This window comes from Rhizobium centroccidentale (assembly GCF_030182565.1).
In the GTDB taxonomy this organism is placed as follows: Bacteria; Pseudomonadota; Alphaproteobacteria; order Rhizobiales; family Rhizobiaceae; genus Rhizobium.
Genome location: NZ_JAQJCG010000001.1, coordinates 348,214 through 360,028 on the forward strand (window position 1 = coordinate 348,214; position 11,815 = coordinate 360,028).

An 11,815-nucleotide genomic window follows, 5' to 3' on the forward strand; every position below is an offset into this window, starting at 1 on the left:
CGATGGATAAGCGCGGCAGCGAAGCCGGTCATGCGAGCAAAACGGCACAGCGCGGTCTATGGCGGCTCATGCTCAAGCTGCCGGCGTTAAGGGGACGGCTTCAGATACTCGCGGCACAGAGCCGAAGATTGGACGATCTTTTTGAAGCGTACGAGGAAGCAAGCCTTGCGCTAGAGCGATTTCAGCGGGAGGGAAAGGGCAATCGTCTGGTTGTAGAATACGAGGCTGTCTGCCGCGACATCGAAGCAGACATTATCCAGCACATTCTCCAAAGCGGATCAGACGCTTCAGATTGAAACGTTGCCTCTGGGTGGGTTTAGCCCGCATTGGTTTTGTTCGCAATTTGTATTGCAACCATCCATTATGCAGTTATAGATACAATAGTCCTACATTAGTATATACGTATGTGAGGGCTGGGGATATGGGGACCAAATCGCACGAGATTGGAGAGCGTGAAGCCTCCCTCGACAGCGCGAGACGTGAGCTTGAGCGGTTGCTCGGCGACGACAGGTTTCGCGTGTCTGATCGACAGCGTGATATTCTCCGTTATCTAGCCGAACGCCGGCTCGCGGGATGTGAAGAGGGTGTGGAGGCCTATTCCATTGCCCTTGACGTCTTGGGGCGACCAAGCGGGTTCGATGCTGCAAACGACCCCATCGTTCGAATCGAAATCAGCCGTCTGCGGACCAGTCTGGAAAGCTATTATAGCGTATTTGGCGCGGAGCTGGGCGTATCGATACATATTCCGAAGGGCAGCTATCTAACGCTGTTTCTCAAGACGCCGCTCGTTCGAGAGTATCGGACCCTTGCTATCACAAACGAGTTTGCCCGTCCGACGAAGGCGTCGGGGCTGGGGTTTGCGATCATGCCAGTAAAGCGTCGGCGCTATTGGATCGCGGTCGCGGGAGCAGCACTGACGATACTTGGCCTGCTTGCGGCTGCTGGCCTCCTGCGCCTGGCGCCGGCGATAACGACCAAACCGTCACTGACTGTAACAATGTTGGCCGCCTCGCCCGACATGGTTGGCGAAGCTGGCCTCGCGCGGGACATGCTGCTCACTGCGCTCACGCAGTTTCAGACAATTGTGGTGGCAAAACCAACCTTCGCTGCCGTGCGTAAGGGTGGCACCGAACGCAGCTACGATGTCGAGATCAAATACTATGGCGATAGCGATGATCGCAGCGTTTGGTGGCAAGTTGTCGACCGTAGTTCCGGCGACCTTCTGAAGTCAGGCGTCGAGCGGGTGGAGGCCAATGGTCGAAGTGTTGCCGCGGTCCAGGAGGAGATGGCTGGCATATTGGCAAGACGAATTGCAGCGACCCGAGGCATCGTCAACACCATCGAAATGCAGCACAGTTCAAAGGGTGCGCTCGGTAACGCGTGCGTGCTTCGAGCGGAGTTTGCTTTGGACGAGGGGGGAAGTCTCGATACGACGGCGGCCGCCGACTGCTTGGAACGCACACTAGTGCGGGTGCCTGATGATCCCGATGCGAATGCTCTTCTAGCCCGCGTCCTGTTATCGCCACGCGGGCACCCGATCGATGCTGTTACGCGTGCTCGCGCGCTCGCGCTTGCGAAACGGGCAGCCTCGCTTGCGCCATTGTCCGATCGGGCACAGATGGCCTTAATGACGGTACATTTCCTCGACGGCAGGACTGACGCCGCCATCGAAGCGGGCAATAGGGCGATCTCGCTCAATCCTCATAGTCCCGAGGTCGCGGCATCTATGGGGCTCGTACTATTCTCATCAGGCTATTGGAAGGCTGGCGTGGATCTGGCGCGGACGGCCAGCGACGAGAGTGATGCGCCGCCCCGCGATGCGATGCTGGTGCTTGCGCTCGATGCCTATCGAAACGGTAACTGGTCGGAAGCATCGTTGCTTGCGGAGCAGGTCAACTGCACCGACTTTATGGTTCGTGCCGTCAGAGCGGCGGCTTTGGGCCAGCTCGGCGCACCGGATGCCAATGCTCGTCTCGATGATGCCGTGGGGCGCGATCGCGATTTCGAACGCCTTTTTCATCAGCGAATGGCGACCGCTCGAATGCAGCCCCAGATCGTAGCGGATCTCGAAAACGGACTTTCCAAGGCTGGCGCCAATTTTGCCGCGTTCGCCAGCAGCAGCCGGCCGTAACTTACGCCTGCATTTACGGTTGCGTACTTGTACGGAATGCTGGTGCGCCCCATCCTGCCGTCAATCGTAGGGATTGGTAGATGTGTTCGAGGGGAAACGCATGAAGTCGCATCATATGGCCCGTCTGCTGGCTGCGAGCATTTCCTTATTGCTATCGGGTGCCGCAACCCACGCAGCGGAAAATGGGACTGGCTTCTATCTGCTCGGATCCAAAGGCCCCGCCGCGGGGATCACGCCGCCGCCGGGCGTCTATTTTCAGAATGACATCTACATCTACTCAGGCGATCTGGGCGGGGGCAAATCCCTGCCGGTGGGCGGCAAGGTTGCCGTCGGTGTCAAGGGTAACGCGGTCTTCGAGCTGCCGACCATTTTATGGATACTTCCGGAAGATGTCGCGGGAGGGCGATTTGGTTTGTCGGCTACGCTGGCGGTCGGCTGGATGAAGACATCGGCGGACGTGACCTTGACTGGTCCTCGTGGGCGCACCCTCGACGGCAACGTGACCGACACGGTTTTCACGGTCGGCGATCCCGTGGTCAGCGGCCTGCTGGGTTGGGAAGCCGGCAACTTTCATTGGCAGACTGGTGTTATGGTCAACGTGCCGATCGGCGACTATCAAAATGGCGAAATCTCCAACGTTGCGTTTCACCATTGGGGCGCGGACGTGTCAGGTTCCTTGACCTGGCTCGATCCTTCGATCGGCCTCGACCTATCTGGAACGGTCGGGATGACCTTTAATGCTGAAAATCCCGCGACGAATTATCGGACTGGCAATGAGTTTCATTTTGAATGGGCCGCGGTCCAGCATTTCAACGAGCAATTCGACGCCGGCTTGGTTGGTTACTACTATCAGCAAGTGACCGGCGATAGCGGAGAAGGCGCCACTCTCGGTAGCTTCAAGGGGCGATCGCTGGCAATCGGTGCGACGATCGGCTGGAATTTCAAGGTTGGCGAACTGCCGGTGTCCACGCGCCTAAAATACTTCCACGAGTTTGATACGAAAAACCGCGCCGGGGGTGACGCAGTCTATGTCACCTTCTCCGTACCGCTATCCATTACCAAGCCGGTAGCCGCACAATAGGCGACCTCAAATGCGTGGACGCTGATCCTTGAGCGGCTGAAGCGAAGGATGGTGACGAAATTGGCGCCTGATCAGCATGGCTTGAATTCCCAACTCAAAGGCAGACGGCCCTGGTAAGGTCGCGAAATGGCTTCCTGACACAGCGATAAATGTCGTTGCGTCAAGGAAGCCCATGCGTGCCGCAGGTCGGTGAAATCGGCGATCTTGAAGTCATTGCTCGAAGGTAAAGACCTTCTTCCAGTCCTTCTTCATGTCGACCACAAGCCAATTGCGGCGCTCCGCTTCATCGAGAGCCTTGTCGAGCTTGCCGAAGGCTGATTGCCGGTCATAGGCATATTCCCGGTCAGCATCGGTGTGGTGGATGAGCATGGCAAAACCCGGCCCCTTGGCCGCCGTGACCCAGCGCAGCATTTCATAGTCGCCGTCGGAATTGCCGGCCACGAAGATCGGCTTGCGGCCGATGAACTTGTTGATGCCGGAAGGTTTGCCTCGGCCATCATCCACGAAATCGATCTTGGGCAGACGTTTGAGAACCGGCACATCGCCGACGATCGCATATTCGGTGGCGATGGTGCTGCCGACGACCTGCTCGGGCGGAATGCCGTACAGGCGTTCCGTTACCGGCCGCATGAATTCGACGCCGCCGCCAGACACGATATAGGTCTTGAAACCATTGGCGCGTAAATAGTCAAGAAGTTCGCGCATCGGCAGATAGCTCATGTCCGTATAAGGCTTGCCGGTCTTCGGATGGGTCGCTTTGACAAACCAGTCCGTGACTATCTTGCTGAATTGATCGGTCGTCATGCCGGCATGGGTTGCCGTGGCCAGTTCGACGATCCCCATCTCCCCGCCTTTGGCCAAACCTTTCAGGTCGCCATTCAGAATGCTTTTGAACGGTTCCTTCGTCTTCCATTCCGGATGTTGTGGCGCGAGCGTCTTCACGCGATCGAGCATGAAGCCGAACTGCACATAATAGGGCTGCTCGGTCCAGAGTGTTCCATCATTGTCGAAGACAGCGATCCGATCCTCTGGCGCAACATAGCCTTCACCGCCTTGCGTAACGGTCGCCTTGACGAAATCGATGATGCGCGATTTGGCCGCCGTGTCGTTCCATGACGCCAATGGCTCCTGCGCCAGAGCGGGGAGGCCGCCAATCAGGAGCAAGGCCAGCCCCGCGATCAAGGAGGCGAGAGCCGCCTCGATCTTATCATGAGCTCTGTTCATCGCAGTTCTCCTTATGCTTTAATTCGTCTCACGCATCGAAAGCCCACATGGCTCGTGGAGGTGTCTTCCGGTTCGGCATGCCGGGCTGCGGGGCGGTAGCGGCGGCAATAGTTCGGGGCGCACAAATGCGAGCCGCCCTTCAATACGCGGCGCGCAATTTTGATGTTCGGTTGTCGAGGGTCGTAGCTGGCCTCGACGGCTCCGCCCCTTGGATTGCTCGGAATGCAGCAGGAATGCGCCGCAGGTTCCGGATGGCGGGTGCTCCAATAGTCTGCCGTCCATTCCCAGACATTGCCGATCATGTCGTAGAGACCGTAGCCGTTGGCCGGGAAGGACCGTACTGGCGTGGTGCGTTCCTGACCCTTGGGCTTGGTCGAATGGGTGGGAAAGGTTCCCTGCCAGATATTGGCCATGGACTTGCCCGCCGGCTCCAAATTCTCACCCCAGGCAAATTCCATGTCGGATAATCCGCCGCGCGCAGCCAGCTCCCATTCGGCTTCCGTCGCCAACTCCAGTCCTGCCCAATCGGCATAGGCTTTCGCATCCGTCCAGGCGACATGGACAACAGGGTGATCGAGTTTGCCGCGAAGATCGCTCATACCGCCAAGCGGGCGGCGCCAGTTGGCTCCGAACTTGAATGTCCACCATTGCCGGATATCTGGACCGTTAATCGTCCTTGGTTGCGAAAAAATGAGCGAGCCTGCTCGCAACATCGACGGCAGAGCGCCCGGATAGTCCCTCGGGTCCGGGGCTTTTTCCGCCATCGTCACATAACCGGTTTCCTGGACGAATTGCATGAAGCGCCGATTTGTGACCGGTGTCTCGTCGATCCAGAATCCATCCACCTTGACCAGATGCGCCGGTGCTTCCTCGGGATAATGATCGTTTGATCCCATCCTGTAGGTTTGTCCCGGTATCCATATCATGCCGGCAGGGGCCGTCCCTTCCTGTTCCGCGCAGTCGAACGCCAGTGACATCGTCGCCTCCGGTTGATGAGAGGCCATGTTTGCTCAGCCCAATGTCTGCGCGTAAGTACGCAACAGTAAATCGCGGCAACGTTTACGTAAGCCCGCCGTAGAGGCGCTCCATTATGGCGCTAGCGGGGCTTTGAGATCGGATTGAGTGCGGGAAGGTGCCGGCTTGACGCTCGCACCAAGCGTTGCTTCTCTCCCCTTGCGACCAGCGCTGCAATGCGTTTTCGATCGACATAATCGGGCTTGTCGCCAAAGAGCCTGGCCTCAAGCGCCTGTATATGGCCGGGCAGTTCCGGCTGATGGGCGCTAGCCCATGCATGCAGCGTATGATAGCCCTCCGACCTGCTCCATTGCTGAAGCGCGACATAGACTTTGCAGAGTTCGGCCGACACAATCGTCGCCTTCAATCGCCGGAGCCGATAGCGGCGCGACCGCGATAGGCGCGTGAGCCCATTTCTCGCGGTCTTGGCTATTTTTTCCGGGAGGCTACGTGCGCGCCAAGCAAGACCAATCAATAACAGGGCGCCAAGAATCCGAATGGCGACGGCGCGCCGTTCTTCAAAGCTCTCTTGCGTTTCCCGATTGGGAAGAGCCGGGGCGATTCCAGCAACTGCCGGCGCCTTCGAGACAATGATTGTCCGCGCCGGTAGCGCGGCGACGGCTGGCTCGTGGGCGTCAAGGTCAAACCAGGGATAATCGATCTTTGGGAGCGCGAAGCTCCCGGCCGCTGTTGCGGTATAGGCGATGGTTTCTGTTCGGCGGCTCACCGTACCTCTACCTCGAGCGATATTATCGGTAAGCGCTGGTTGCCTTACATATTGGCGAAGCCCATCAACTAAACCGAAGTCGATAGGCGGCATGAGCAACGACTGGGTATCGGCGGCGGTAATCGAGATTGTCCGCACAAGCGTATCCCCAGTCTTCAACCGACCGAGATCACGGTCGAACGTTTCTGTGATCTCAAGGTCACGGGCCGCAAACTCGGCGGGCGTACTTCCGTCTGCACCATTCACGCCGGCTGCAACGGTGAAGGAGGCCGGCTGCGTTGCTGCTACCGCCTCAACCGGTGCGCCATCTCTGAAATAGCCGAGTTCTATGCGGATGGACGGAACATCGAATGTCCCCGCAGCCTCCGGAACGATCACATAGGTGCGGGCGATCATGGAATATTGCGTCCCGTCGATCGATTGCACCGCCGTGCGCGCTCGCTCCTCCGGAAGGGTGACCATGGCATCCGGCAGGTCGAACAGGGGAAACTGGGGCGGTGAGGTGAAATAATTCGGTGCAAGGACCTCGACCGTCAGATGCACCTGCTGACCCGTTACTATCGCCTTTGCATCTTCAATGCGCGCGCGAGCAAACGGTTCGGCAGCCATGGCGGCGGTCGGCACCGACAGCAATAGGCAAAGCCACCATCTCATCATGGCGCCCCGCGATCCTCGAGGGCAAACTTTCGCGCCATCAGGTCGGCCGGGCTTACGGCGATGTTCCTGATCCACATCTGCGAAGTCTGCTCGGCCATGTTGATCGTACCTGCCTTGCCGCGCTTGCCCTTGTCGTCGAACTGAATGCTATCGGGCTTTTCGTTCGGTTCCTGTGCCTCCTCGTCGTCCTCTTGCTGCTTCTTTTTCAAGAGCTCGGCAATAGCCAGATTTGCCTCAGCCTCCGGCCATGGCTTTCGTTTCTCCAGGGCCTTGTTATAGGCCGCAATTGCCTCATCGAATTCGCCCGTATGAACCAGGCAATTACCCCGATTGTACTGGGCCTCCGCTGTGTCCGACATCGCAAAAGCTTTCGATGCCTGTTGATAGCGGCCGGCCCGATAGAGGGCGACGCCTCTCCAGTTCGGATCCTTGAACCGGCTTGCCGCCCGCTCGAACTGTCCGCGCTCGAAGGCCATACGCCCCTGTTGATCAGAAGTTAGCCACATGTCCGCAAGACCGGCAGCCTGTGCGTCGATCGGTGCGATCAGACGCATAGCTAATACCAGAGCCGCCACTTTCACGACCCAGCCGCGGCGAAACGAGAGCGCAAATGCAAGCACCGCCGACACCACAAGCCACCAGCCGAAATCGCGCCAGCGGTCACCGTTCACAGTATTCTGGCGTATGAAATTAGCTTGTATGTTCAGAGCGATCCAACGCACATCCGCGTCATCATCGGTCATGGTCGCGACCTTTGCGCCTATCCTGCCGGTGATGTCCCGCAGTGCGCCGAGGTCGAGGCCGGAATGCAGCGCTTCTGCGGTATCGGGTGAAGAGGCATCGCTGTCTGCTGGCTTCACGGCGGCTCCGGATGCTGTCCCAAATCCCAGTACCAGCAGATTGCTATCGATCTGATTGGCGGCTGCTTCCGCGGCCTCCTCGATCCCGTCCGTCAATAGCAGGATGGTGCCGGGCGTGCCCTCCGCCTTCATCAAACTGTCGGCTAAATGGAGGGCAGCGGACGTATCTTTGCCGGGCTTGGGCATAATGCGGGTCGCAAGCGCATCCGTATAGGTCTCGATCAATTCATTGTCGTCGGTCAGCGGAACGACAAGATGCGCTGTCCCCGCGTAGGCGACCACACCGGTGCGGGCGCCCTGCCGTGTCGCCAGAATATCGTGGAGTTTTAGTTTTGCCCGCTCGATCCGGCTTGGGCTGATATCAATGGCGTCCATGGTCGGCGAAAGGTCGACGGCGATAACCAATGCCGCAGTATCGGCCAGGAAAGGCGGCGCCTCACGCTGCCAGGTCGGACCGGCCAGCCCAAGGATGGAAAGACCAAGTATAATCGCAAGCAACCAGGCGGGCCTCAGATTGCCGCGTTGATCGGATTCGACCAGCAGGCTGTCGAGGAGATGGGGCGCAATCAGGCCGCTCCAGCGTCGCCTGATATCCAACGTTTGCGCCGATAGCCAAATGACCGCCGGCGGCAGGATCAGCGCCATCAGCCACCACGGCCTTAGAAAATGGAGGTCTGAGATCATGCCGCCACCCTCCGCCTGGCGAAACCAACAAGCCCTGTAAGTAGGTACCATCCTGACAGGAGGGAAAACGCCATGGCGAGCGGCCACTGAAACAGTTCGACACGTGGCCGCCAGGACAGCCGCTTCTGGTTTTGCGGTGTGATAGCATCGAGCACGTTGTAGATCGTGCTAAGCGACGGCTGATCGCTGCCGAAAAAGTAGCGCCCCCCGGTCTTTGCCGCGATCTGTTGCAAGGTCGCAATGTCGAGCTTTTCCTCGCCGGTCGCCTTCGGATCGCCGATGCCGATTGTGTGGACGATAATGCCCTTTGCCTTGGCGATCTCCGCCGCCTTCAACGGTGGCATTTTGCTTGCCGTGTCATTGCCATCCGTCAACAGGATCAGGACTTTCTCAGGCACGCTCGTCTTTTCGAACATGCGAATGGCAAGCCCAAGTGAATCACCAAGAGAGGTCCGCGGGCCTGCGATCCCAGGAAGCAGGCCGGCGACCAGCGTCCGCACGAGGGAATGGTCCATTGTAAAGGGTGCTAGCGGGTAGGGGGCGTCACCGAAGGCGATCAACCCGATCCGGTCACTGCCCCGCTTTTCTATGAAATCGGATACGGTCCGTCTGACAGCATCGACACGTGCTTCGGGCTTGCCGTCGGCGCCCGGAAAATCCCGCGTATCCATCGATTGTGACAGATCAAGAGCAAGAAGGATGTCACGCTGAGGTTCCAGCTTCTCGATGGGCGGTTCGACGAATTGCGGTCTTGCAAGCGCAAGGATGAGCAGACCCCACGCAATCGTTTCGACGATGACCTGAGATCGTGATCGTCTCGGTGCGACCGATCCACGGGCGGGAGTGACGCCGGCAGCTTTCGCCACTTCCTCAAAGAATGGCAGCCTGACGGATGGCGAGGCGGCGTGATGCGGGGGAAAAAGCCAGTGCACGACGAGCGGCAGAGGCAGAAGGAGGAGCAGCCAGGGCAGATCAAGCTGATACATGATGCCGCTCGATCCAGTGTCTAGCGTCCTGTACCAGCAGCGTGAGCTCCGAAGAGGGCAGGCGCTGAAAGGGTGCCTGATCATGATATTCGAGGTCGTCGAACAGCCGCTTGAGGGCAGCACTCTCGCCATTATCCGCGCTTGATGCCAGGAAGGCATTCCAATCGGCGCCTGTCAGGGACGCAACCTGTTCGCGCCTCCAGCCGGCAAGCGCCGTACGCTTGACGAGCTCGGCCAGATCGGCAATGCCCTGCCAGCGCATTGCCGGGGACTGGATAGTCTCTGCAATCACTCTTAGCCGCTCCAGCGCTTCGCGCCGATAGGCATTGCGCTGGTAGCGTCTAAAGGCTCGAAAGCCATAGGCAACGAGAAGGAGAAGGATGCAGACGAGAACGACGGCCCAGCCCCAGGTTTGCGGCACCCAGGAAACCGGCTGCGGCATGGAAATGTCATGCAGCGACCGCAAGGCGACGCTTGCCATCTGGTCCGGATTGACCGTTGCCTCCGCCATCATCATCTCCGTTGCCGCCAATTGGCCTGTTCGAGCAGACGGCGCAGCTGCGGCGCCGTTTCTTCTGCTGCCGAAATGGGTAGCATCGGCAGACCGAGTTCCCGTTGCCAGGCGCGCAGCTCCCTGCCGCGCCGGCGGGCAAACGCATCGATCGCACTGCGCACGGAACTCTGGCCAAGCGCAAGCTGGGCCTGCAGTTCGCCGCCACTGACGACGATCTCGCCGCGTTTCGGCAACTCCAACAGAAACGGATCGTAGACCAGCAGACAGATAATATCGTTGCGGCTGGAAAGCCTGACGAGCAGATCGCGTGTGCGGTCGCCGTGGCCGTCAAAGTCGCTGACGATGATCAGCAGATGATCATGGTGGACGACGCTCGAAAGCCGAGTGAGAACGTCGTCGAGGCTCGATCGCGAGGGCTCGTCCGGCGAGGAGGCGCAAAGCCTGATATTCTGCTCGGCGATCGCGTCCGCAAGCGCAATGACCGCATTGCGGCTGCGATGCGGCTTGACCTCGCTGACTGCGCTGTTGTTGAAGACGAGGCCCCCGACACGGTCACCCGCGCCAAGAACACGCCAGGCACAGAGAATGGCTGCTTCCGCAGCCGTGACTGATTTCATCGATCGACGGCTTCCGAAGAACATGTTGATGCGCTGATCGACCACTATGGTCGTCGGTCGTTCCTTTTCCTCGCCATAGACCCTGACGACGGGACTTCCGGTGCGTGCCGTCACCCGCCAGTCGATCGAGCGAATATCGTCGCCGGGCAGATATTCGCGCAGCTCCTCAAAGATCAGGCCGCGCCCACGAAGACTGGATTGCGTGCGGCCCGAGAGTTGTTGATGGCTCTTGGCACGCTGCACGAACCTCAAATCACGGGCCTGGCTCTCGAGGGCGACGAGACTGGCGGTCGTGACGTGGACCCTGTCGTCGTCAAGGGCTCTTTTAACGGGCCTCATGAGACCGCCACCAGATCCGTGATGCGGTCGATCACCTGATCGGCCCCCGTGCTCGAGGCGTGGGCCTCATAGGAGAGGATCAGGCGATGGCGAAACACGTCGTTGACGATGGCCTTGACATCGTCCGGGGTCACATAATCGCGACCCTGGAGCCAGGCGCGCGACCGCGCGACCTTGTCGAGGCCGATGATGCCACGGGGGCTTACGCCGACCTGCAGCAGCTTTGCCAGGTCCTTGTCGTAGCGGTCCGGATAGCGTGTCGCGAAGACCAGTGCGACCATGTATTTCTCGACCGGATCGGAGACGGTGACCATGCCGATCTCCTTGCGAGCATCGAAGATTGCATTGGGATCGAGGCGTTCCGTCGTGACGGCTGCGTTGTTGCTGTGAGCGGCATTTTCCTCATCGCGGTTGAGGCGCATGATCGCGGCTTCCGAAGCCTCGTCGGGGTAGCCGACCTCGACATGCATCAGAAAGCGGTCCAGCTGCGCCTCCGGGAGCGGGTACGTGCCCTCCTGTTCGATCGGATTTTGCGTGGCCATGACCATGAAGAGATCGGGCAGCCTGTAGCTCTTGCCGCCAACCGTGACCTGACGTTCTTCCATGGCCTCCAGAAGCGCCGACTGAACCTTTGCAGGCGCGCGGTTGATCTCGTCGGCGAGGATCAGATTGGCAAAGATCGGCCCCTGCTGAAACTTGAATTCGCCTTTGCCGCCCTCGGAAAAATAAATCTCCGAACCGGTGATATCGGCGGGCAGCAGGTCCGGGGTGAATTGGACACGCGAAAGCTCCGAATTGAGGTTCTTTGCCAGGCTTTTGATTGCACGGGTCTTAGCAAGACCCGGCAGGCCCTCGACGAGAAGATGACCATCGGCAAGTAGGCCGAGCAATAGGCGTTCCACCATGGCTTCCTGCCCGATGATGGACTGGCCGATGCGCTTGCCGAGCGCGAGAATATCGTCACGTGCCGCCATAAAACTG

The 11,815-nt window shown here is 59.2% G+C and carries 11 protein-coding genes; 3 read left to right on the plus strand and 8 right to left on the minus strand.

Going from position 1 to position 11,815, the window contains the following annotated elements; genetic code table 11:
* The first annotated feature begins 2 nt into the window (after positions 1-2).
* The 3 genes from PH562_RS01520 to PH562_RS01530 all read left to right on the plus strand — a co-directional run bounded on the left by PH562_RS01520 (position 3) and on the right by PH562_RS01530 (position 3,212).
* Positions 3-296 (plus strand): hypothetical protein, encoded by a 294-nt coding sequence (locus PH562_RS01520; protein WP_113233137.1) that lies wholly within the window; start codon positions 3-5, stop codon positions 294-296.
* Positions 293-2,131, plus strand: coding sequence for a tetratricopeptide repeat protein (locus PH562_RS01525; RefSeq protein WP_285171114.1), 1,839 nt, complete (start codon positions 293-295; stop codon positions 2,129-2,131). The genes PH562_RS01520 and PH562_RS01525 overlap by 4 nt, the downstream gene beginning before the upstream one ends.
* 100 nt (positions 2,132-2,231) lie before the next feature.
* A complete protein-coding gene (locus PH562_RS01530; RefSeq protein WP_483315304.1) occupies positions 2,232-3,212 on the plus strand; it encodes a SphA family protein in 981 nt (326 codons plus the stop codon).
* 210 nt (positions 3,213-3,422) lie between these two features.
* Here PH562_RS01530 and PH562_RS01535 read toward each other — a convergent pair whose 3' ends face one another.
* The 8 genes from PH562_RS01535 to PH562_RS01570 form a co-directional block, all read right to left on the minus strand.
* Positions 3,423-4,436 (minus strand): HAD family hydrolase, encoded by a 1,014-nt coding sequence (locus PH562_RS01535; RefSeq protein ID WP_285171115.1) that lies wholly within the window; start codon positions 4,434-4,436, stop codon positions 3,423-3,425.
* Between the two features lie 11 nt (positions 4,437-4,447).
* Positions 4,448-5,413 carry a formylglycine-generating enzyme family protein gene (locus PH562_RS01540; RefSeq protein WP_285171116.1) on the minus strand — a complete coding sequence of 322 codons (966 nt, stop codon included), beginning with the start codon at positions 5,411-5,413 and terminating at the stop codon, positions 4,448-4,450.
* Positions 5,414-5,532: 119 nt separating this feature from the next.
* The gene (locus PH562_RS01545; protein ID WP_285171117.1) at positions 5,533-6,834 is read right to left on the minus strand and encodes a BatD family protein; all 1,302 of its coding nucleotides are present in this window, start codon (positions 6,832-6,834) and stop codon (positions 5,533-5,535) included.
* Positions 6,831-8,378, minus strand: a complete 1,548-nt coding sequence (locus tag PH562_RS01550) for a vWA domain-containing protein (protein ID WP_285171118.1) — start codon at positions 8,376-8,378, stop codon at positions 6,831-6,833. Before PH562_RS01550 ends, PH562_RS01545 begins: the two co-directional genes overlap by 4 nt.
* Positions 8,375-9,364 (minus strand): vWA domain-containing protein, encoded by a 990-nt coding sequence (locus PH562_RS01555; RefSeq protein ID WP_285171119.1) that lies wholly within the window; start codon positions 9,362-9,364, stop codon positions 8,375-8,377. Before PH562_RS01555 ends, PH562_RS01550 begins: the two co-directional genes overlap by 4 nt.
* Positions 9,351-9,875: a DUF4381 domain-containing protein gene (locus PH562_RS01560; RefSeq protein WP_285171121.1), complete on the minus strand. Its 525-nt coding sequence runs from the start codon at positions 9,873-9,875 to the stop codon at positions 9,351-9,353. Before PH562_RS01560 ends, PH562_RS01555 begins: the two co-directional genes overlap by 14 nt.
* A gap of 2 nt (positions 9,876-9,877) precedes the next feature.
* Positions 9,878-10,834 (minus strand): DUF58 domain-containing protein, encoded by a 957-nt coding sequence (locus tag PH562_RS01565; RefSeq protein WP_285171122.1) that lies wholly within the window; start codon positions 10,832-10,834, stop codon positions 9,878-9,880.
* Positions 10,831-11,808, minus strand: a complete 978-nt coding sequence (locus PH562_RS01570; protein WP_285171123.1) for an AAA family ATPase — start codon at positions 11,806-11,808, stop codon at positions 10,831-10,833. Before PH562_RS01570 ends, PH562_RS01565 begins: the two co-directional genes overlap by 4 nt.
* Between the last annotated feature and the right edge of the window lie 7 nt (positions 11,809-11,815).

What these genes read in the sequence shown, in the direction of transcription:
- PH562_RS01560 (WP_285171121.1), bottom strand. Translation starts at nt 9,875, where the DNA reads ATGGCGGAGGCAACGGTCAATCCGGACCAGATGGCAAGCGTCGCCTTG.
- PH562_RS01535 (WP_285171115.1), bottom strand. Translation starts at nt 4,436, where the DNA reads ATGAACAGAGCTCATGATAAGATCGAGGCGGCTCTCGCCTCCTTGATC.
- PH562_RS01530 (WP_483315304.1), top strand. Translation starts at nt 2,232, where the DNA reads ATGAAGTCGCATCATATGGCCCGTCTGCTGGCTGCGAGCATTTCCTTA.
- PH562_RS01540 (WP_285171116.1), bottom strand. Translation starts at nt 5,413, where the DNA reads ATGTCACTGGCGTTCGACTGCGCGGAACAGGAAGGGACGGCCCCTGCC.
- PH562_RS01520 (WP_113233137.1), top strand. Translation starts at nt 3, where the DNA reads ATGGATAAGCGCGGCAGCGAAGCCGGTCATGCGAGCAAAACGGCACAG.
- PH562_RS01565 (WP_285171122.1), bottom strand. Translation starts at nt 10,834, where the DNA reads ATGAGGCCCGTTAAAAGAGCCCTTGACGACGACAGGGTCCACGTCACG.
- PH562_RS01550 (WP_285171118.1), bottom strand. Translation starts at nt 8,378, where the DNA reads ATGATCTCAGACCTCCATTTTCTAAGGCCGTGGTGGCTGATGGCGCTG.
- PH562_RS01555 (WP_285171119.1), bottom strand. Translation starts at nt 9,364, where the DNA reads ATGTATCAGCTTGATCTGCCCTGGCTGCTCCTCCTTCTGCCTCTGCCG.
- PH562_RS01545 (WP_285171117.1), bottom strand. Translation starts at nt 6,834, where the DNA reads ATGATGAGATGGTGGCTTTGCCTATTGCTGTCGGTGCCGACCGCCGCC.
- PH562_RS01570 (WP_285171123.1), bottom strand. Translation starts at nt 11,808, where the DNA reads ATGGCGGCACGTGACGATATTCTCGCGCTCGGCAAGCGCATCGGCCAG.